The sequence below is a fragment of the Ideonella sp. FW305-24 genome, from assembly GCF_058788035.1.
Window position 1 is genome coordinate 378804 of the sequence record NZ_JBYTAI010000002.1, and the last position, 19345, is coordinate 398148.

The window sequence follows — 19345 nt, forward strand, 5'->3', positions numbered from 1 at the left end:
CCCGCAGCGGCGCTCACCGGCCGACCTCGGGTGCCAGCTTCAGGCGCTCGACCGGCTTGCCGTTCTTGAGGTGCGATTCGACGATCTCGTCGATGTCCTCGTTGTCGACAAAGGTGTACCAGGTCTCTTCCGGGTAGACGACGATGACCGGGCCACCGGCGCAACGGTCCAGGCAGCCGGCCTTGTTGACCCGCACGCCGCCCACGCCCGCCAGCTTCTGTGCCTTGACCTGCTTCTTGCAGTGATCAAAGCCGGCTTGCGCGCCGTGCTGGGCGCAGCTTGCCTCGCCATTGCTGCGCTCATTGAGGCAGAAGAAGACGTGATGCTTGTAGTAGCTCATTGCGGGATTGTAGGCAGTGGGGGCAGTGCAGCTCAGCGTGAAGCACGCTCGCGGGCTTGTCTGCGAGTGCTGGCGGGCTTGCTTTGTTCCATCGGCCGCATGTGTTCGGCCGAAGCCACCCGCCCGGCCAGCCACAGGATGGCCGCGTAAGGCCACAACCAGCCGATCCATTGCGCCAGCCCGTGGAAGCGGATGAAGCGCCCCTGCTCCCATGCCTGCAGGCTGAGCGAGAAATACGGGTCGGCCGGCGCCTGGGCCACCACCGTGACCAGCAGCAGCAGCGCCGCCATGCCCAGCGCTGCCGCCAGCCGCTGCGGCACCATCAGCAGCGCCAGCGCCAGCAGCAGGCCGATCAGCAGCGCCGGCACCACGCCCGGCGCCAGCCAGGCCGCCGCATGGCCAGGGCCGAAATTCAGCGCGGCCGACAGCGTGGTCGCCGCCAGCCCCAGCGTGAGCGCGCCCAGCGCCATCACCGCCCGGCGCCAGCCGGTGCGGGTGATCGAATAGGCCAGCAGGCAAGGCCCGAGCAGCCCCAGCACCATGCCCAGGCCTTCGACCACCAGCGGCAAGCGCTCGGTCGGCGCCGGAATGTCGCTGACCATTTCCAGCACCTGCTGAGCCCAGGTCACGTCCAGCAGCCAGCCCACCAGTTCGTCCTGCACCCGCTCCCAGCCCAGGCCCATGCCGAGCGGAAACGGCGCCGGGAACAACAGCCCCAGCGGCCACAGCAGCAGCAGCGCCAGCGCACTGCCGCTGCGGCGCCAGAACCATCGGTCACGCGTGGCCTGCCAGCGGTCGATCAGCCTGAGCGCCTGCAGCGGTGCCGCCAGCGAGGCGCCGGCCAGCGCCCCGGCGCTGTTCAGCGCCCAGTCCAGCCCGGACGGATAGCGCCGCGGCAGGAATTGCTGCGTCACCTCCATCGCATACGACAGCGCCGAGCCGCCCAGCACCGCCAGCAGCCAGGCCCAGCGCGCACGGCCGCCGCTGCGCATCACCGCCAGGCACAGCAGGCCGCCCAGCGGCATGTAACCCAGAAGGTTGGCCCACATGTCGAAATGGTCGCGCCAGGGCGGGAACGGCAGGCGGAACAGTTCAAGCCATCCCAGCGCGCCAGGCCAGCGCCAGTCGATGAACGGATAGAGGCTGGCGTAGACCAGCAGCCCTGTATAGGCCGCGGCCAGCGGAATCGCGGAACTGCGATGCCGGCTGTTCGCCGCGGCAGAGGCTGGAGCTGGCAAGGGGTCGGTCAAGGCCGTGCGAACCTCAGAAAGGCTTCACCACCACCAGCAGCACGATGGCGATGAACAGCAGCACCGTGACCTCATTGAACACGCGGAACCACCGGTGGCTGCGCTTGTTGGCCATCTGCTCGAAGTCGCGCAGCAGCGCGCGGCACATGTGGTGGTAGCCGATCACCACCACCACCAAGGCCAGCTTGGCATGCAGCCAGCCGTTGCCCGGGCCCTTGCCCACGCCAAAACCCAGCCACAGCCACAGGCCCAGCAGCAGCGCCGGCACCATCAGGAAACTGCAGAAGCGGTACAGCTTGCGCGCCATCAGCAGCAAACGCTCGCGCTCGGCATGGCTGTCGGCCGGCACCATCGCCAGGTTCACGAACAGCCTGGGCAGATAGAACAACCCGGCAAACCAGCTCGCGACGAAAATCAGATGAAACGCCTTGACCCACAGATACGCATGACTCATGCGGAGAATTATGGGCTGCGCGGAGAATGGCCTGGAAATGTCGATTGAAGAACCGGCGCAGAGATCCAGTTACCTGGCAGTTACCGGAGAAAACCGGGGCCAGAAAAGAAAGAGCCCCGGCCAGGGGCCGGGGCTGAAAAGCCTTGACGCTGTCATCACGTGAAGGCACCTGCTCAGGGAGGAAAAGCAGGGAACGCTACCCTTGCGGGCAACGCTCAGAACGAACTGTAACACTCTGTCCGCGCTGGGTACCATACAGAACCCCCGCAAAACGTCACGTTGCGCGCGAGTTGTTGCGCACGCCCACCAACCTGTTACATGGCCCTGTCGTGAACCTGTCTGCCTATCCTGCCCATCGCCCGCGCCGCCTGCGCCGGGACGCCTTCAGCCGCGCCATGGTTCGTGAGCACCTGCTTACGCCGGCGGACTTCATTCTTCCGGTTTTCATTCACGAACTGCCAGGCCGCGCACCGATTTCGTCCATGCCTGGCGTGGAGCGTTTGTCGATTGATGAATTGCTGAAGGTTGGCGAACAGGCGCTGGAACTCGGAATTCCAGCGCTGGATCTGTTTCCTGTGATTACACCTTCGGCCAAGAGCCTGGATGGTGCCGAAGCCTGGAATCCGGAAGGGCTGTGCCAGCGCGCGATCCGCGCACTCAAGAGCCGCTTGCCGGAACTCGGCGTGATGACCGACGTGGCGCTCGATCCATTCACCACCCACGGGCAGGACGGCATCATCGACGACTCGGGCTATGTCCTGAACGACATCTCGGTGCAGGCGCTGGTCAGGCAGTCGCTCTCGCATGCCGAGGCTGGTGCCGACATCGTCTCGCCGTCCGACATGATGGACGGCCGCATCGGCGCGATCCGCCAGGCGCTGGAAGCCGGCGGCCATGTGCACACCCGCATCATGGCGTATTCGGCCAAGTACGCTTCGGCCTTCTACGGCCCGTTCCGCGACGCGCTGGGCACGGCAGGCAACCTCGGCAAGGGCAACAAATACACCTACCAGATCGATCCGGCCAACAGCGACGAGGCCTTGCGCGAAGTGGCGCTGGACATCGCCGAAGGCGCCGACATGGTGATGGTCAAGCCCGGCCTGCCGTACCTGGACATCGTTTACCGCGTGAAGACCGAGTTCCGCGTGCCGACCTTCGCCTACCAGGTCAGCGGCGAGTACGCGATGATCAAGGCCGCCGCCGCCAACGGCTGGCTGAACCACGACGCGGTGATGATGGAAGCGCTGCTGGCCTTCAAGCGTGCAGGCGCCGATGGCGTGCTGACCTACTTCGCGCTCGACGCGGCCCGGCTGCTGAAGGCCGGCTGAGCCAAGGCGAATGCGCATCTTCCACATCGACAACGAGCACTTCACCGAGCTCGAACAGCTGCCGACCTCGCTGCCGGCCCATGGCTACCTCTGGATCGGCAACGCCAGGCGCGAGTTCGAGGCCCGGGTCGGCGAACTGCAGCGGCACCTGCAGCACTGGACAGGCGCCGGCCTGGTCGACCTGCACGTCAGCGACCTGCTGAACAACCAGTTGCCCTCGCACTACGACGACACCTCCTGGTACGACATGCTGGTCTTCCGACGCCTCTCCGCCGGGGCCGGCGGCGCCGCGCTGCCGGCCAATACCCCCGTGCCGGCGATGGGCCGCCCGCCGGCGGCGCCGCACGCAGTCGGCACGCTGGCCGCAGCACACCAGGCACTGGCCGCGATCGACACCAGCCCGGTCGGCTTTGCCGTGTTCGACAAGGTGCTGATCACCGTTCACCCCGCGGACTGCATGGTGCGCGAATACTTCGCCCAGCGGCTGCAGCAGCATTCCCGCGAGTCCGACCTGCGCGGCTCGGCGCGCCTGCCCACCAGCCCGGCCGACCTGATGCTGCGCATGGTGAACTACATGGTGGACAGCTACCTGGAGCTGCGCCGCCTGCTCACCCGCCACCTCGGCACGCTGCAGGCCGAGCTGCTGAAGGCCAACAGCCGCTTTGCCGACTGGCAGCTCATCCTCAGCTCACGCGAGGCACTGCACCTGCTGGAAGACACCTGCGAGGACCAGCGCAGCGCGATCCAGGAATGGATAGACGCGCTGGACGAATGGCCGGAGGCCGCTTCGGTCGCCGAGCGGCGCGAGCGCGAGCTGTTGCGGGTGCGCTCGCGTGACGTGCTCGAGCACATCGAGCGCGTGCTGAGCCATGTGCGCCGGCTGGAGCAGTCAGCCGAAGCCGCGGTGCAGATGCACTTCTCGGCCCTGGGCCAGCGCACCAACGACATCATGCGCACGCTGACCGTGCTGACCGCGATCTTCCTGCCGCTGAACCTGATCACCGGCATCTTCGGCATGAACTTCGAGTGGCTGCCGCTGATCCACAAACAGGACGGCTTCTGGATCGCCGTGGCCGTGATGCTGGGCATCGGCATCGGCCTGGGGCTGTTCTTCTGGCGCAAGCGCTACCTGGGCACGCGCTCGCGGCAGTGACCGCAGTCGCTCAGCGCTTGTCCGGATACGGATCGTGCAGGCCCAGGCCGAGCAGGATCTCGGTTTCGCGGGCTTCCATGGCCTCGGCCTCGACGTCGTCGTCCTCGTGGTCGTAGCCCTGGGCGTGCAGCGTGCCGTGCACCAGCAGGTGGGCGTAGTGGTCGGCCACGGGGAGCTTGAGTTCCCTGGCTTCCTTCTCGACCACCGGCGCACAGAGGATCAGGTCGGCCATCACCAGCGGCTCGTGCTCGTAGTCGAAGGTCAGCACGTTGGTCGCGTAGTCCTTGTGACGGAACTCGTGGTTCAGGCGACGGCCTTCCTCCTCGCCGACGATGCGCACCGTGATCTCGCCCGGCGCCTCCAGCGCGGCGCGGATCCAGCGCATGACCTTGTGGCGCGGCAGTTGGGCGCGGTGCGCCGGGTTGGCGAACTGCAGCGAGAGGCTCAGCTCGGGCTTTGCTGCGGGCTTGACGCCGGCCATCAGCGCGTCTCCAGCTTGCGCTGCCGTTCATGCACGCGCTCGCGCTCTTCGCGCTGGCTGTCGTAAGCGTCGACGATGCGGGCCACCAGCGGGTGGCGCACCACGTCGGCCGAGGTGAAGCGGGTCATCGCAATGCCTTTCACGTCGCGCAGCACTTCGGCTGCGTCGATCAGCCCGCTGGGCATGCCGCGCGGCAGGTCGATCTGGCTCACGTCGCCGGTCACCACCGCCTTGGAGCCGAAGCCGATGCGGGTCAGGAACATCTTCATCTGCTCGGGCGTGGTGTTCTGCGCCTCGTCCAGGATGATGAAGGAATGGTTGAGCGTGCGGCCGCGCATGAAGGCCAGCGGCGCGATCTCCAGCGTGGCCTTCTCGAAGGCCTTGGTCACGCGGTCGAAGCCCATCAGGTCGTACAGCGCGTCGTACAGCGGGCGCAGGTAGGGGTCGACCTTCTGGGTCAGGTCGCCCGGCAGGAAACCCAGCCGCTCGCCGGCTTCCACCGCCGGGCGCGTCAGCACGATGCGCTGCACCGAGCTGCGCTCCAGCGCGTCCACCGCCGCGGCCACCGCCAGGAAGGTCTTCCCGGTGCCGGCCGGGCCGATGCCGAAGCTGATGTCGTGCGCCATGATGTGGCGCAGGTACTGCAGCTGGTTTGGCGTGCGCGCGGTCAGGTCGGCGCGCCGGGTGTGCAGCACGATGTCGCCCTCGGCCGCGTCCGGCAGGTGCACCGGCGCGCCACCACGGCGCAGGTCGTCCAGCGCCAGCTGGAAGGTCTCGGCGGTGATGGGCTTTTTCGCCCGCTCGTAGAGCATCTCCAGCATCGCCAGCACGCGCTCGGCGTCGCGCTTGCTGCCATCGATCTTGAACGCGCCCTGCCGCCGCGTGATGCTCAGCGGCAGCATGGCCTCGATGGACCGCAGGTGCTCGTCCAACGGGCCGCAGAGGTGGGCCAGCCGTGTGTTGTCGAGCGGGGAAAAGGTGTGGCGGAGGATCATTGGGGCGCGATTGTGAGCCAAACGATAATCCCGCACATGATCGGTCGTCTCACGGGTTTGATTGCGGAAAAGTCCCCTCCGCTGGTGCTCATTGACGTGCAGGGCGTCGGCTACGAGGTGGACGTGCCGATGAGCACCTTCTACAACCTGCCGGGGCTGGGCGAGAAGGTCACGCTGCTGGTGCACCAGGTGGTGCGCGAGGACGCGAACCTGCTCTACGGGTTCCTGACGGCAGAAGAACGGGCCACGTTCCGCGAGGTCGTGAAGATCAGCGGCATCGGGCCGCGCACGGCGCTGTCCATCCTGTCGGGCCTGTCGGTTTCGGACCTGGCAGGCGCGGTGACGCGGCAGGAAGGCGCGCGGCTGCAGAAGGTGCCGGGCATTGGCAAGAAAACCGCCGAGCGGCTGCTGCTGGAGCTCAAGGGCAAGCTGGGCGCCGAACTGCCGGGCGTGGGCGCCAGCGTGGCGACCGACGCGCAGGCCGACATCGTGCAGGCGCTGATGGCGCTGGGCTACAACGAGAAGGACGCGGCGGCGGCGCTGAAGAAGCTGCCGCCGGACGTGGGCGTCAGCGAAGGCATCAAGCTGGCGTTGAAGTCGCTGGGCTGAGGCCCTTCGGGCTCAATGTTCCAGCGCAGGGCCGGGCGCTGAAGCGCCGAGCGCGCGCACCGGCGCCTGCACCGTCAACTGCTCGGTCTTGCCGTCAGCGTTCTTGAAGGTCAGCGTCAGCGGCACCTGGTCGCCGACTTTCAGCGGCTGCTTCAGGTCCATCAGCATGACGTGGAAGCCACCGGGCTGGAGCTTGACGGCCTTGCCGGCTGGCAGCTCCAGGCCGCCCGCCACTTCGCCCATCTTCATCACGTCGCCCACCATCTTCATCTCGTGCACTTCTGCCATGCCGGCCAGCGGCGTGGTCACGCCAACCAGCCGGCTGCCCTGGGCGGAGCGCAGTTGCATAAAGGCCCCGGTGGCCTTTTGCTGGGCGACGGTGCCGCGCACCCACAAGTCGGTCACCGCGGGCGGCTCGGCCAGCACTGCTGCGCTGGCAGCCAGCAGGCCCAGCGCCCATGTGGCTCGGGTGAAGAAGGACGGGGTCTTGAAAGCTTGCATCGGTGTTTTGTCTCCTGCTGTCGGGTGGCCATGAGATGCAGCCGCAGCCGCTCAGGCCCCCAGATGATCGCGCACCCGGGCCCCACCGTCGCTGCGCGTCATGCCGGCCGGCCATTCGCTTTCGCGCAGGCGGGCGCGGCTGAAGCGCGCGCTTTGGCGCTCGCGGCCATCGAGGATCTGGGTGCGCTTGAGGTTGGCGAAGATGCGCGAGACGGTCTCGGGCGAAGTGTCGATGATGGCTGCCATGTCCTTGATGGTCGGCAGGGGCGTGTGGGCCTCCTCGCCCATCCACGGCGCGTCGTCCTCCGGCGCCAGCATCAGCAGCAAGGCCTTCAGCCGGTCCTGCGCCGAGCTGCTGCGTAGCGCCACCAGGTCCTCGCCGCGGCGCTGCTGCTGCAGCAGGCCTTCCATCAGGACCAGCCGGCGCTCGGCGTCACTGGCCAGCACCCGCCGGCGGGCTTCGCTGGGCACGATGGCGCGCGCGGTGTTGGCATACGGGTAGGCCGCCAGCAGTTCCAGGCCGATCAGGTCGCCAGGCAGCACGATCTGCATGAAGCGCTGGCCGTCCACCGTGGCCCGGTCCAGGCGCAATGCACCTGCCGTCAGCTGCCAGACCGTGCCCATGCCACCGGCCTCGAACAACACATCACCGCAGGCCAACTGCTGCACCGGGTCATCGCGCAGCGAAACTCGTGAATCAAAGGTCATGACGATCCGTCCCAGACGGCTTCCATTGGTACGACAAGGGCTGGCAGCGTGGGTTGCGGAAGATCAACAAACGGCAGCAAGCTAACTCAGGGAAAACACTGAATCATTGTAGACAGCCTGCACCCGACCCTGCCGGCCGAATGCATGCGCCTGCCCACGCTGCTGCCGGCGAGCCCCGGGCTGGACGGCGCCCCGGGTCTGGCGCCAGGGCCACCCGGCGGGTACCCCGAGGTGTACAGAGTCCGGCCCAGCCGCTCAACGTGGGATTGCCCGCCACCGGCAGGCGTGACACCGTCGGCACCACGGCCTGACCGAGGATCGCCAGCAAGGCGATCCAGGCGCTGCGGCGCAACAGGCGGGCGGTGAATGACCCCAGCGATTCCGCTTTCAAACAGACACGATGCCGACGATCAAGGATGTGGCCCAGCTCGCCGGCGTCGGCGTGGGCACCGCTTCGCGGGTGCTCTCCGGCCGCGGCTCGTTCTCGGCCAAGGCGGCAGCGCGCGTGGCATCGGCGGTGCAGACGCTGGACTTCCGGCCGTCGACCATTGCCCGCGCGCTGGTCACCCAGGTCAGCGGCACCATCGGCGTCTATGTGCCGGACTTCAAGGGCCCGTTCTACGGCCCGATGCTGCATGCGGTGGAAAGCGAATTGCGCAGCCACGAGCGCCACATGGTCGCGGCCAATGGCTGCGGCCAGGCCAGCATGCGCCGCCAGGCCCAGGACGGCGTGCGCTTCCTGATGGACCGCGGCTGCGACGGCATCCTGGTGACCACCAACGCGCTGACCGATGCAGACCTGCTGGCCCTCCAGGAGCGTTTCCCGCATGTGGCCGTGGTCAACCGCGAAGTGGCACGCATGAAGGCCGCATGTTTCTCGGTGGATCACCACGCCGCCGGCCGGCTGGCCGCGCGGACCTTCCTGGACCACGGCCACCGGCAGCTGGCGGTGATTGCCGGGCTGGCCGAGGCACCGGACAACCGGCAGCGCCTGCAGGGCTTTTTCGACGAGCTGGCCACGGCCGGCATCGCCCGCGAGCAGGTGCCCTGCGTGGACGGGCTTTTCACCGCCAAGGGCGGCTCAGAGGCCACCGGCGCGCTGCTGGCCGGCGGCGCGCAATTCACCGGCCTGTTCTGCTGCAATGACCTGATGGCGATGGGCGCCATCGCCCGGCTGCACGCCGCCGGCAAGCGCATGCCGGAAGAGGTTTCGGTGATCGGCTACGACGACGCCGACGAAATGGCCGCCTACCTCAGCCCCAGCTTGACCAGCATCCGCATCGCCATCGACAACATGGGCCTGAACGCCTGCCGCATGCTGCTGAACCAGTGCTACGCCATGTCGCTGCCGCTGACCCACGAATTCCAGCCCGAGTTGGTGCTGCGCAACTCGCTGGGGCCGGCCCCTGGCTGAACGCCGCCTCCCCGTGCAAGCCCGGCCAGCGGCTTCCTTTGTGTCGACTGCGTAAATCACGTACAGCTTCAAGACAGCCAGACCGAAATCCTGGTCATGCAAGTCGCTGCCTCCACCACCGTCGCCAATGCCGCCAGCGCCAGCAGCGGCAGCTCGTCCACCACCGCCTCGCAGATCGCCGCGCTGCAAAAACAGTTGCAGACCCTGGCGCAGGACCTGAAGGACCTGGCCAAGGACGACACGCTGAGTGCCGAGGACAAGCAGAAGCAGCAGCAACTGCTGCAGATGCAGATGCAGTCGGTGCAGCAGCAGATCACCGCGCTGCAGAACAAGGCCACGCAGGACGCCGAGGCCAGGCGCAAGGCGAGCGAAGCCAAGTCCAGCGAGTCGAAGGACACGCAGGCAGGCAAGAAGGACGAAGATCCCGCCCGCCGCCTGGGCCTGCAGATCGACACCTACGCCTGAGCCGCGGCCGCAGGCCCGCAGGCCGCCCGATGCATTCAGGGCGGCAACGGACCGACCCGGCGCCAGGTCTCGCCGTCGCCCTCGCCCCCCTCGAAGTAGCGCAGCGTCTCGCTGCCAGGCGCGGTCTCCAGGCGGTGCAGGGCGTTCTCGAACAGGAAGAGGCCGCCGGCGATGGGCCGCAGCTTGAGTGGCCGCCCCTCACCGCGTTGCGCATACAAGGCGCCGTCCTTCACACGCAGCAAGCGGTCATCCGCCGCGGCCGAGCTGCCAGCGGCGCGCCACACGCCTTGCAGTTTCTCCAGTTCACTCACCGGCAGGTCCAGCTTGGGGCCATCCGGAAAGGGCTGGCCCAGGGCAATGGCTGCCACTCGCCGCCCCAGGTTGCCGACGTTCAGCGCGCTGCTGTCGCTGTTGTGCAGCACCACCACGCTGAGCTGCTCCGCCGGCAGCCAGATCAGCACCGACTTGAAGCCGTGGATGCCGCCGCCGTGCTGCAGCATGGGCTGGCCGCGCAGCGTCTCGGCATAAATGCCATCGCCGTAGGCCGCCTTCTGCGCCGGGGCGCCCTCGGGCGTGACCATGCGCAGGTAGGTCGCCGGCTTCAGCACCTGGCCACGGTGCAGGGCCAGGTTCCAGCGCCAGAGTTCGTCCACCGTGCTGACCAATGCCCCGGCCGCGTGCGGTTGCGTCATGCTCACCAGGCCCGCACGCTCCACGCCCGCGGCGCCGCTGCTGTAACCCGACACCATGCCGGGAATGACGCGATCCGGATCGTCATACTGGGTGCGGCCCAGACCCAGCGGCTGCAGCATGGCCGCCACCTGCGCGTGCCAGACCTTCTTCGTGATGGCCTCGATCACCGCGCCCACCAGCACGTAGCCGGAGTTGTTGTACGCCCAGGACGCGCCGGGCGCGAAGTCCACCGGCTGGCCGCTGAACTCGGCGATCATCTCCGCGGTGCTCAGGTCCCGCCGAATGGGATTGCCCATGTAGCGCGGCAGGCTGGTGAAGCTCTTCACGCCCGAGGTGTGGTTGAGCAGTTGCTGCAGCGTGATGCCGTCTGCGCCGGGGTAGCTCGGCAGGTATTTGGACAGCGGATCGTCCAGCTTCGCCAGTCCCTGGTCCACCAGTTGCAGCAAGGCCGCCGCCGAGAACTGCTTGGTCACCGAGCCGATGCGCAGCACCTGGTCCGGCGACAGCGGCACGCCCAACTCGATGCTGGCCATGCCGCGCGCGCTGCGGTAGAGCACCGTCTCGCCACGGGCCACCAGCATCACGGCGCCGGGCCCGTCGGCCGGCACTGCGTTGGCGAGCAGCGTGTCCAGCTGCGCGCGCAGCTCGGCAGGTGCCGGCGCAGCCGCCAGGACCTGCAGGACGGGACTGAAGGCAATGACCGCGACTGCAGCGAGCCGGATGCCATGGCCGAACAAGCGGCGACGGGCGGGCACAAGGTTGTGAGTAGGCATGGGATTTTGGCCAGACATGGAAGATGCCAAGCCTCCCACCGTGACATGGGCGCTTCAAGCCGCCTGCGACGAAACGGGCAATGAAAGGGACGAGCCGCGACGAGCTTTCGGCGCCGCCCGGCATCTGCCAAGCCCCCCCCATCCAGAGACCGCTGCATGTTCGCGGCCGGTCCGCTGCAAGACTGAGCCCCGCCACGGTCCCGGCCGGCCATAATCCCTGTATGTCCATCCAGACCGACGATTTCGGCCCCGCCGCCAGCCGGCCGGCCCGTGTGGTCACCGCGCAGCCGGTGACGCCGCAGGAAGAAGCGCAGGAACGCGCGCTGCGGCCCAAGGGGCTGGACGAATACGTCGGCCAGCTGAAGGCGCGCGAACAGCTGGAGATCTTCATTGGCGCGGCCAAGAAGCGCAGCGAGGCGCTGGACCATGTGCTGCTGTTCGGCCCGCCGGGGCTGGGCAAGACCACGCTGAGCCACATCATTGCCAATGAGCTGGGCGTGAACCTGCGCCAGACCAGCGGTCCGGTGCTGGAAAAGCCCAAGGACCTGGCGGCCATCCTGACCAATCTCGAGAAGAACGACGTGCTGTTCATCGACGAGATCCACCGGCTCTCGGCCGTGGTCGAGGAAATCCTGTACCCGGCGCTGGAGGACTACCAGATCGACATCATGATCGGCGAAGGCCCGGCCGCCCGCTCGATCAAGCTGGACCTGCAACCCTTCACGCTCGTGGGCGCCACCACCCGCGCCGGCATGCTGACCAACCCGCTGCGCGACCGCTTCGGCATCGTCACCCGGCTGGAGTTCTACACCGACGAGGAACTGGCCCGCATCGTGACCCGCTCGGCGCGGCTGCTGAACGCGCCCATCGACGTGGAAGGCGCGACCGAAATCGCCCGCCGCAGCCGCGGCACGCCGCGCATTGCCAACCGCCTGCTGCGCCGCGTGCGCGACTACGCCGACGTCAAAGGCACCGGCCGCATCACCCGCGAAATGGCCGACGCCGCGCTGAAGATGCTGGACGTGGACTCACGCGGCTTCGACCTGATGGACCGCAAGCTGCTCGAAGCCGTGGTGCACCGCTTCGACGGCGGCCCGGTCGGCCTGGAAAACGTGGCCGCCGCGATTGGCGAAGAGCCCGGCACGATCGAAGACGTGATCGAGCCCTACCTGATCCAGCAGGGCTTCCTGCAGCGCACGCCGCGTGGGCGGGTGGCGACACTGATGGCGTACCGCCATCTGGGTTTGACGCCACCGCAGCGGGGCAGCGATCTGTTCGAAGCCTGACCCAGTCGGCGACCGCCCGTCCTGCTGTTTAAGAGCCGGTGCACAGCCACGCCCGTGCCTCGGAAAAATGGGGTCAGAGTCAATTTATCCTGAGATACCTCAATGCAAGGCCTCGCTCCTGGCTGGATAAATTGACTCTGACCCCATTTTTCTGCGCTCCACCTCAGCGCAGCATGACGGGCAAAAAACAGCCAACGCCGCCTCGATCCCTCGTCGACCCATGTCGCGCATCGCCGGCTCAATCCGGCCTTGACGGCAGCGGCCGTGGCGCCGCTGTCAGCACCGCCGGCTGCATCGGCTGCGCGGTGTCCCTCGCTGCAGCCGCCTCCAGCGTCGGATACGCAATCGAGCACAGCTGCGAGTTGATGCGGCGCAGCTCGGTCAGCAGGTCCAGGTGCAGCGAACTGGTCTGGATGCTCTCCGGTGTGTTGCCATGCAGGCGGTCGAAGTGGTTGGCGGCGCAGGCCTGCACGCGGTCGCGGAAGCGGCGTTTCTGGGCCAGCAGGTCGCGGGCTTCCTGTTCGTTGCCGCTGAGGAAGACGCTCATCGCCAGACGGTGATTGCTCAGCAGCTGGCCGTGCAGCTCGGCCAGTTCGGCAATGCCGGCCTCGGAGAAGTTGCGGCCGGGGCGGATCTTCTTGTCTTCCAGGTCCTGCAGCACCCGCTCGGCCGCGTCGCCGATCTGCTCCATGTTGATCGTGAAGGCCAGGATGTCGGCCCAGCGACGGCCCTCGCGCTCGGACAGCGAGCTGCGCTGGATCTTGGTCAGGTAGTACTTGATGGCCGAATACAGCGTGTCGACCTGGTCGTCCAGGCGGCGCAGCTCGGCCGACAGCGCCAGGTCGTTGTCGCGCATCACCGGCAGCAGGCCGCGCAGCATGGTCTCGACCAGGTCGGCCTGGTGCAAAGCCTCGCGCGCGGCGCAGGACATGGCAAGTTGCGGTGTGTCCAGCACCTCCGGGTCCAGGTGGCGCGGGCCAGTGGCGTGAAGCGCGAGCGCATTCGGCGAGACAGGTGGCGTCTCGCCCCAGCGGCCCACCAGCCGCGCCATCGCGCCGGTGGCCGGCAGGAACAGCAGCGCGCAGGCCAGGTTGAAGCTCAGGTGGAACAGCACCACCCACGAAGCGGCGCCCGGCCGCAGCGGCCCGAGCGACTGCGCCAGCCCGTGCACAAAAGGCGCGGCGAGCAAGCCGCCCGCCAGTTTGAACAGGAAGTTGCCCAGCTGCACACGACGACCTTCGATGGGCGCGTGCATGGTCGTCAGCAGGCTGCTGAGGCCGCTGCCCACGTTGGCGCCCAGCACCAGGCCAAACGCCACTTCCAGCGAGACGATGCCGGTGCCAGCCAGCGCGGCGGTGAGCAGCACCGCGGCCAGGCTGGAGTAGCTCATCAGCGCCAGCACCGCGCCGACCAGCAGCTCCAGCGGCGCGTCGTTGCGCACACCGCCGAGCAGCATCTTCATCTGCGGCGCGGCCAGCAAGGGCTCGGTCGCCAGGCCGATCAGGCGCAATGCCAAGGTGATGATGCCCAGGCCGATCAGCACGCCGCCCAGGCGGCCCGCGGTGCTGCCCTCTTGCGACAGGTGCAACACCACGCCAGCCAGCAGCAACAAGGGCGACAGCCAGGCCAGGTTGAAGGAGAACAGCAGCGTGACCAGGCCGGTGCCGACGTCTGCGCCGCGCAGCACTGCCAATGCGGTCGACAGCGACATCAGGCCCTGGCTGACGAAAGATGACGCGATCAGGCTGGTGGCCCCGCTGCTTTGCACCAGCGCGGTGACGCCCAGCCCTGCCAGCGCCGCGCTGGCGCGCGTGCCGGTGCTGGCCTGGATCAGCCGGCGCAGCCCTGCCCCGAACACCTTCAGGATGCCGGTGCGGACCAGGTGAGTGCCCCACACCAGCAGCGCAATCGCCGCCAGCAGGTTCAGCAGGTACAGCATGACGAGAAACGTGTGCCTTTTTGCCTGGCTTGGCCGGCCGAAGGGCCAGCCTGTTGGAAGGACTCAGGGCCGCTCACCTCGCGACAAGCGGGCCTGGATGTCATCGATGACAGGCAGCAACTCGGCCACGCTGTCGATGACGTAGTGTGCCCCCGCTTCGCTCAGCTGGGATGCGGCTTTTTCACGCCTCCGGGCTTGTTCTGCAACGCCCAGCGATTGCCACTCGGCCAGCGACAGGCCCATCGCATTGCCGCTGACCGAAACGCCCACGGCCCAGGTGCCGGCGTTCAGGCCTTCCTGTAGGCCCACGCCGGTGTCGTCGACCTTGACCACGCTGTGTGGCGGCCACACGCCCAGGTCGGCAAAGCAGCGATACATCATCAGCGGCGAAGGCCGGCCCTCGGCCAGGTCGCCGGCGCAGACCAGGTTGTCGGCGACCAGGCCTTGGGCCTGCGCCAGTGGCGTGAGAACTTGCATGATGGGCCGGTTGTAGCCCGTCGTGGAGCCGATCTTCAGGCCGCGTGCGCGCAGCGCGGCCAGCATCAGCGGCGCGCCGGGAATGGCCTCGGCGAAGTCGGCCACCACGGCGGCGTTCATCGGCGTGAAGACTTCGTAGAGGTGATCCACGTCGGCGTCGCTGAACGGCTGGCCGTGGCGCGCCAGCCATTGGGCCGCGACCTCCGGCAACTGGCCCAGCGCGTGGATGTGGTCCCACTTGGCCATGCCCATCGGGCCGCGGGCTTGGTCGATGCCGAGCTTCACGCCGTAGCGCTCGAACAGGCGCACAAACGCGCCCATCGGCGCGCAGGAGCCGAAGTCCAGCAGCGTGCCGGCCCAGTCGAAGACGACGGCCTTGAGTGGATCGGTGGCAGGGAGGGATGTGTTCGATGTCATGGGATGTTCTGCGAGGGACTCACCAATCACCGAAAACATCCTCGGCGATGCCGAAGGCGGTGCTGGCGCCAGTGCCGCTGGTGACCAGCACGACACGCGTGGCTTCGTCAGGACTGTCGATCAGGCAGTCGGTGCTGGCGGACGAGGGGTAGAGGCCGACCCAGCGCTCGGTCACCGTGGCCTCGCGCAGCTTCAGCGTCTCGCGCAGGTGGCGCAGGATGATGTCGTCCACGCGCTGGTCGGCAAACGGCAGCGGCGCGGCACCGTAGTGGTGGGAGTCACCCACCACCAGCGAGCCGTCGGCACTCTGCACCACGATGAGGTGGATGCCATGCTGCAGCGACTCGCCCTCCTCATGCTGCATCTGCGCCAGCAGCGGCGCGGCCTCCGGCAGCTTGCTGTAGCCGTGGTAACGCACCAGGCTCAGGTCGGCCATGACCGAGCCCGGCAGCTGGAAGCCCGGCTCGGGCCGCACGCGCAACATCTGCAGCTGGCACAGGCGCAGGTCATGAGGCGCAATGCGTTCGGCAAACAGGCCGTGGAGCTCGGTGTTGGTGCAGACGGCCACGCGCTCGGCATGCAGCACGGCGCGCGAGGTGCGCACGCGCGGCGTGGCCACCTCCAGCACCGCCTCGCCGAAGCGGAACACCACGCCGAGGACCTCGGCCAGCCACTGCGCCAGCAGCGCGATGGCGGTGCGCGACTCGACGCGCATCTCGTGCGGGCTGTACAGCACGCCTTGTGCGCCGTCCAGCTGCAGCGAGGGTGCGCGGCGCGCGGCCTCCGGCAGGTCCAGCAACTCGCAGCCCGCGCCCATCTCGGTACGCAGGAAAGCCTCGACCACCTTCAGCGCCTGCGGGCGGAAAGCCGTCAGGTACAGGCCCTGGTGCACGACCGTTATGCCGGCCTGCGGCGCGACCTCACCCCAGACCTGGCGGGCGCGGCGCGCGCGGCGCCAGGTGTCGCCCGCGCCCTGGCCGGTGACGGTGATGAAGCCGAAGTTGCGGACGGACGCGCCCACGCAGGCTGCGTCGCGCTCGACGACGCAGACCTTGAGGCCGCGGCGCGCGGCCGTGTAGGCGTGGGCCAGGCCGACGATGCCGGCGCCAACGACGATGAGGTCGTAATGCAATGGGTGAGTTGAAGAGCAGGTCACGTTCGATTCAGGCGTCTCAATGTGCAGGTGCCCGCCAGGCCTGGGTGCGGCGCTGGGCCCAGGCGGACAGCGCCATGTACAGCAGGCTGACCACCGTGGAGGTGGCAACGATCAGCACCGCCATGGCCGAGGCCGGGCCGATCTCGCCCGCGTCGTCGAGGTTCAGGATGGCCACCGAGGCCAGCTTGGAATTGGGCGTGTAGAGGAAGACCACGGCCGAGATCGTCGTCATCGCGTTGACGAAGAAGTAGCGCGACACGTCGATCAGCGCCGGCAGGCAGATCGGCAGCGTGACGCGCCAGAAGGTGCGGTAGAACGGCACTTTCAGCGAGGCCGACACGGCTTCGAATTCAGGGTCGATGGCCTTCAGCGCGGTGACCAGGGTCAGGTGACCGGTGGTGTAGAAGTGCACCACCGTGCACAGCACCAACAGCGCAAAGGTCTGGTACAGGCCATTCAGCGGGTTGCCCGGCGCGTTGAAGAAGAAGATGCAGCCCAGGCCCAGCACCAGGCCAGGCACCGCCATCGGCAGCATGGCCATCAGCCGCAGCAGCGGGCGCAGCGCGTCCAGCCCGCGCGTCTTCTCCATCAGGTAGGCGCCGATGAAGACCACCACCGGGCCGATCAGCGCAGTGCTGGCGGCCAGCTTCAGGCTGTTGATCAGTGCGTCGCCAAGCTCGGCGTCCACCAGGCCCATGGTGTAGTGCTGCAGGCTCAAGGAAAGGTTGTAGGGCCAGAAGCTGACGAAGGAGGCGAACACGGCCATGCCGAACATGGCCAGCATCAGCGCGGCGATCAAGCCGCAGTAGGCGGTCATCAGCGCATCGAAACCCGGCGCGCGGCGCGGCACCAGCGCCACGGCACGCGCACTCAGCAAAGCCATCTGCCGGCGCTGCACGAAGTGGTCGACCACGAAGGTCAGCACGGCGGGCGCGAGCAGCAGCAGCGCGACCACCGCGCCACGCTGGAAGTCCTGCTGGCCGATGACCAGCTTGAAGACATCGGTGGCCAGCACGTTGTAGTCGCCGCCCACCACCTTGGGCACGCCGAAGTCGGTGATGACCAGCGTGAAGGTGACCATCGCGGCCGAGATCAGCCCGTAGCGCGCGCCTGGCAGCGTGATGGTGAAAAACCTGCGCCAGCGCGTGGTGCCCAGCGCGTCGGCCGCTTCGTAGAGCCGGGCATCGGCCAGCGACAGCGCGGTCACCAGGATCATCAGCGTGTGCGGGAACACCGCGAAGCACTCGGCCAGCACGATGCCGGACGCGCCGTAGATGCCGTCGAAACCCAGCGCAAGCCAGAAGTCCTTGGCCATGCCCTGGTTGCCGAACCAGTAGATCAGCGAGATGGCCGACAGCAGCGACGGCGCCAGCAGCGGCAGCAGGCTGATGGTGCGGAACAGGCCCTTGAGCGGCATCATGCTGCGGGTCAAGGCATAGGCAAAACCAAACGCCAGCGGCAGCGTGAGCAGCACCACCAGCACCGACACGAAGACGCTGTGGCCCAGGCTTTGCAGCAGCGCGGGTGAGCCCAGGTAGCTGACAAAGGCACCCCAATGGCTGCTGTCGTCAGACGTGGGCCTGAAAGCCTGGGCCAGCAGCGCCAGCAACGGGCCGAGCAGTCCAACCGCGAGCAGCGCAGCCACCGCCAGCAGGCCCAGGTGGGCGATGCGGTCGGTCCAGTGCACCTGCTGGCGCGGGGCGCTGGCGACCAGCACGGCACCGGCCTGGGAGGGAAAAAGCCATCGTTTGAGCAACATGAAGGCCCAGCTTCAGCCGACCGCCGGGAAGACGCGCAGCCGATCGGTGCGCAAGGCGAAGCGCAGCGTGCGGCCTTCGCTCACCTCGAACTCGTCCATCTGGTTCAGCGAGAACTGCAGCAGCAGCGTCTCGGTCAGGCCGTCCACGCGGATCGTCGCGAGGCAGTTGCCGCCCAGGAACTCGACGTGCTCGACCCGGCCTCCGCACAGACCAGGCGTGTCAGCCGCCAGTGGGCCGACGACGCGGTCCTCCGGCCGCAGGTACAGCAGCACTGGCGCGCCGGGCCGGAAGTCGCTGCCCTGGCCTGCGGGGCATTGCCAACGGTGTGCGCCGCAGCGGAACCAGCGGTCGCCCTCCGCCACCGCTGGCAGCCGGTTGACCTTGCCAACGAACTCGGCCACGAAGGCCGAAGCCGGCTCGCGGTAGATCTGCAGCGGCGTGCCGACCTGCTCGATGCGGCCGCGGTTCATCACCACGATGCGGTCGGCCACCGAGAGGGCCTCTTCCTGGTCGTGCGTGACCATGATGGTGGTGAGGCCCAGCTGGCGCTGCAGCGCGCGGATCTCGTTACGCAGCCGCACCCGCACGATGGCGTCCAGCGCCGACAGCGGCTCGTCCAGCAGCAGCAGCCCAGGTGACGTGGCCAGCGCCCGAGCCAGCGCCACGCGCTGCTGCTGGCCGCCCGACATCTGCGCCGGGTACTTGGCGCCGCTGCCCGGCAGCCCAACCAGCGCCAGCAGTTCCTCGACCCGCGCGGCCACTTGCGCGCGCGGCAGGCGCCGGTTGACCAGGCCGTAGCCGACGTTGTCGGCAATGCTGAGGTTGGGGAACAGCGCGTAGGACTGGAAGACGATGCCGTAGTCGCGCGCGGCCGGTGGCAGGCGGGAGATGTCCCGCCCGGCCTGCACCAGCGTGCCGGCGCTCTGGGTTTCCAGCCCGGCAATGATGCGCAGCAATGTGGTCTTGCCGCAGCCCGAAGGCCCAAGGAAGCAGACGAACTCGCCTGGCGCGATGGCCAGGTCAATGTCTTCCAGCGCGGTGAAGGCGCCGAACTGCTTGGCCACGCCGCGCAGCGACAGACAAGGTTCGCGGCTTGCCGACACGTCGCCTGCCGGGGCTTGGGTTTGGGCTTGCAGCATCGCGGGC

General features: G+C 68.0%; 19 protein-coding genes. 6 read left to right on the plus strand and 13 right to left on the minus strand.

The genetic code is table 11. From position 1 onward, the window contains the following. Positions 1-13: 13 nt before the first annotated feature. From AC3WR5_RS07385 to AC3WR5_RS07395, 3 genes are read right to left on the minus strand one after another with little or no spacing between them, the layout of a single operon-like run. Positions 14-340 (minus strand): (2Fe-2S) ferredoxin domain-containing protein, encoded by a 327-nt coding sequence (locus AC3WR5_RS07385; RefSeq protein WP_141287197.1) that lies wholly within the window; start codon positions 338-340, stop codon positions 14-16. A 32-nt stretch (positions 341-372) separates the two neighbouring features. Next, a complete protein-coding gene (locus tag AC3WR5_RS07390; RefSeq protein WP_231013159.1) occupies positions 373-1590 on the minus strand; it encodes a VanZ family protein in 1218 nt (405 codons plus the stop codon). 13 nt (positions 1591-1603) lie between these two features. Further along, positions 1604-2044: a CopD family protein gene (locus tag AC3WR5_RS07395; RefSeq protein WP_141291068.1), complete on the minus strand. Its 441-nt coding sequence runs from the start codon at positions 2042-2044 to the stop codon at positions 1604-1606. A 329-nt stretch (positions 2045-2373) separates the two neighbouring features. Here AC3WR5_RS07395 and hemB point away from each other — a divergent pair, with 329 nt between their 5' ends. Then, the gene (gene hemB, locus AC3WR5_RS07400; protein ID WP_492483152.1) at positions 2374-3372 is read left to right on the plus strand and encodes a porphobilinogen synthase; all 999 of its coding nucleotides are present in this window, start codon (positions 2374-2376) and stop codon (positions 3370-3372) included. A 10-nt stretch (positions 3373-3382) separates the two neighbouring features. Continuing rightward, positions 3383-4525 (plus strand): magnesium transporter CorA family protein, encoded by a 1143-nt coding sequence (locus tag AC3WR5_RS07405; protein ID WP_231013158.1) that lies wholly within the window; start codon positions 3383-3385, stop codon positions 4523-4525. A gap of 10 nt (positions 4526-4535) precedes the next feature. On the opposite strand, the gene ybeY is transcribed toward AC3WR5_RS07405, so the two are convergent. After that, positions 4536-5006 (minus strand): rRNA maturation RNase YbeY, encoded by a 471-nt coding sequence (gene ybeY / locus AC3WR5_RS07410; protein ID WP_492483154.1) that lies wholly within the window; start codon positions 5004-5006, stop codon positions 4536-4538. Then, a complete protein-coding gene (locus AC3WR5_RS07415; protein ID WP_141287095.1) occupies positions 5006-6001 on the minus strand; it encodes a PhoH family protein in 996 nt (331 codons plus the stop codon). The genes ybeY and AC3WR5_RS07415 overlap by 1 nt, the downstream gene beginning before the upstream one ends. A gap of 36 nt (positions 6002-6037) precedes the next feature. Here AC3WR5_RS07415 and ruvA point away from each other — a divergent pair, with 36 nt between their 5' ends. Continuing rightward, complete coding sequence (gene ruvA, locus AC3WR5_RS07420; RefSeq protein WP_141287093.1) at positions 6038-6610, plus strand: Holliday junction branch migration protein RuvA; 573 nt, start codon at positions 6038-6040, stop codon at positions 6608-6610. A gap of 12 nt (positions 6611-6622) precedes the next feature. On the opposite strand, the gene AC3WR5_RS07425 is transcribed toward ruvA, so the two are convergent. Together AC3WR5_RS07425 and AC3WR5_RS07430 are read right to left on the minus strand one after the other, a co-directional pair. Beyond that, on the minus strand, positions 6623-7111 hold the full coding sequence (locus AC3WR5_RS07425; RefSeq protein WP_492483157.1) for a copper chaperone PCu(A)C: 489 nt from the start codon (positions 7109-7111) through the stop codon (positions 6623-6625). Positions 7112-7162: 51 nt separating this feature from the next. Further along, positions 7163-7819, minus strand: a complete 657-nt coding sequence (locus AC3WR5_RS07430) for a Crp/Fnr family transcriptional regulator (protein ID WP_492483159.1) — start codon at positions 7817-7819, stop codon at positions 7163-7165. A 400-nt stretch (positions 7820-8219) separates the two neighbouring features. Here AC3WR5_RS07430 and AC3WR5_RS07435 point away from each other — a divergent pair, with 400 nt between their 5' ends. Further along, positions 8220-9233, plus strand: a complete 1014-nt coding sequence (locus AC3WR5_RS07435; protein ID WP_492483161.1) for a LacI family DNA-binding transcriptional regulator — start codon at positions 8220-8222, stop codon at positions 9231-9233. 96 nt (positions 9234-9329) lie between these two features. Then, on the plus strand, positions 9330-9698 hold the full coding sequence (locus tag AC3WR5_RS07440; RefSeq protein ID WP_492483163.1) for a FlxA-like family protein: 369 nt from the start codon (positions 9330-9332) through the stop codon (positions 9696-9698). Positions 9699-9733: 35 nt separating this feature from the next. On the opposite strand, the gene AC3WR5_RS07445 is transcribed toward AC3WR5_RS07440, so the two are convergent. Then, positions 9734-11164 (minus strand): serine hydrolase domain-containing protein, encoded by a 1431-nt coding sequence (locus tag AC3WR5_RS07445; protein ID WP_492483165.1) that lies wholly within the window; start codon positions 11162-11164, stop codon positions 9734-9736. Between the two features lie 221 nt (positions 11165-11385). On the opposite strand from AC3WR5_RS07445, the gene ruvB reads away from it, so the two are divergent. Beyond that, positions 11386-12450, plus strand: coding sequence for a Holliday junction branch migration DNA helicase RuvB (gene ruvB / locus AC3WR5_RS07450; protein ID WP_492483167.1), 1065 nt, complete (start codon positions 11386-11388; stop codon positions 12448-12450). A 238-nt stretch (positions 12451-12688) separates the two neighbouring features. On the opposite strand, the gene AC3WR5_RS07455 is transcribed toward ruvB, so the two are convergent. The 5 genes from AC3WR5_RS07455 to AC3WR5_RS07475 form a co-directional block, all read right to left on the minus strand. Beyond that, positions 12689-14389 carry a Na/Pi cotransporter family protein gene (locus tag AC3WR5_RS07455; protein WP_492483169.1) on the minus strand — a complete coding sequence of 567 codons (1701 nt, stop codon included), beginning with the start codon at positions 14387-14389 and terminating at the stop codon, positions 12689-12691. 63 nt (positions 14390-14452) lie between these two features. After that, positions 14453-15283: a phosphonoacetaldehyde hydrolase gene (phnX, locus tag AC3WR5_RS07460; RefSeq protein WP_492483171.1), complete on the minus strand. Its 831-nt coding sequence runs from the start codon at positions 15281-15283 to the stop codon at positions 14453-14455. Positions 15284-15302: 19 nt separating this feature from the next. Continuing rightward, positions 15303-16415 (minus strand): TIGR03364 family FAD-dependent oxidoreductase, encoded by a 1113-nt coding sequence (locus AC3WR5_RS07465; RefSeq protein ID WP_492483173.1) that lies wholly within the window; start codon positions 16413-16415, stop codon positions 15303-15305. A gap of 40 nt (positions 16416-16455) precedes the next feature. After that, a complete protein-coding gene (locus AC3WR5_RS07470; RefSeq protein ID WP_492483175.1) occupies positions 16456-18198 on the minus strand; it encodes a putative 2-aminoethylphosphonate ABC transporter permease subunit in 1743 nt (580 codons plus the stop codon). Positions 18199-18210: 12 nt separating this feature from the next. After that, positions 18211-19338: a putative 2-aminoethylphosphonate ABC transporter ATP-binding protein gene (locus AC3WR5_RS07475; protein WP_492483177.1), complete on the minus strand. Its 1128-nt coding sequence runs from the start codon at positions 19336-19338 to the stop codon at positions 18211-18213. Positions 19339-19345: the final 7 nt, after the last annotated feature.

What these genes read in the sequence shown, in the direction of transcription:
- AC3WR5_RS07455 (WP_492483169.1), bottom strand. Translation starts at nt 14,389, where the DNA reads ATGCTGTACCTGCTGAACCTGCTGGCGGCGATTGCGCTGCTGGTGTGG.
- AC3WR5_RS07430 (WP_492483159.1), bottom strand. Translation starts at nt 7,819, where the DNA reads ATGACCTTTGATTCACGAGTTTCGCTGCGCGATGACCCGGTGCAGCAG.
- ybeY (WP_492483154.1), bottom strand. Translation starts at nt 5,006, where the DNA reads ATGGCCGGCGTCAAGCCCGCAGCAAAGCCCGAGCTGAGCCTCTCGCTG.
- AC3WR5_RS07385 (WP_141287197.1), bottom strand. Translation starts at nt 340, where the DNA reads ATGAGCTACTACAAGCATCACGTCTTCTTCTGCCTCAATGAGCGCAGC.
- AC3WR5_RS07415 (WP_141287095.1), bottom strand. Translation starts at nt 6,001, where the DNA reads ATGATCCTCCGCCACACCTTTTCCCCGCTCGACAACACACGGCTGGCC.
- AC3WR5_RS07435 (WP_492483161.1), top strand. Translation starts at nt 8,220, where the DNA reads ATGCCGACGATCAAGGATGTGGCCCAGCTCGCCGGCGTCGGCGTGGGC.
- AC3WR5_RS07405 (WP_231013158.1), top strand. Translation starts at nt 3,383, where the DNA reads ATGCGCATCTTCCACATCGACAACGAGCACTTCACCGAGCTCGAACAG.
- AC3WR5_RS07440 (WP_492483163.1), top strand. Translation starts at nt 9,330, where the DNA reads ATGCAAGTCGCTGCCTCCACCACCGTCGCCAATGCCGCCAGCGCCAGC.
- ruvA (WP_141287093.1), top strand. Translation starts at nt 6,038, where the DNA reads ATGATCGGTCGTCTCACGGGTTTGATTGCGGAAAAGTCCCCTCCGCTG.
- AC3WR5_RS07395 (WP_141291068.1), bottom strand. Translation starts at nt 2,044, where the DNA reads ATGAGTCATGCGTATCTGTGGGTCAAGGCGTTTCATCTGATTTTCGTC.
- phnX (WP_492483171.1), bottom strand. Translation starts at nt 15,283, where the DNA reads ATGACATCGAACACATCCCTCCCTGCCACCGATCCACTCAAGGCCGTC.
- AC3WR5_RS07445 (WP_492483165.1), bottom strand. Translation starts at nt 11,164, where the DNA reads ATGCCTACTCACAACCTTGTGCCCGCCCGTCGCCGCTTGTTCGGCCAT.
- AC3WR5_RS07425 (WP_492483157.1), bottom strand. Translation starts at nt 7,111, where the DNA reads ATGCAAGCTTTCAAGACCCCGTCCTTCTTCACCCGAGCCACATGGGCG.
- AC3WR5_RS07475 (WP_492483177.1), bottom strand. Translation starts at nt 19,338, where the DNA reads ATGCTGCAAGCCCAAACCCAAGCCCCGGCAGGCGACGTGTCGGCAAGC.
- ruvB (WP_492483167.1), top strand. Translation starts at nt 11,386, where the DNA reads ATGTCCATCCAGACCGACGATTTCGGCCCCGCCGCCAGCCGGCCGGCC.
- AC3WR5_RS07470 (WP_492483175.1), bottom strand. Translation starts at nt 18,198, where the DNA reads ATGTTGCTCAAACGATGGCTTTTTCCCTCCCAGGCCGGTGCCGTGCTG.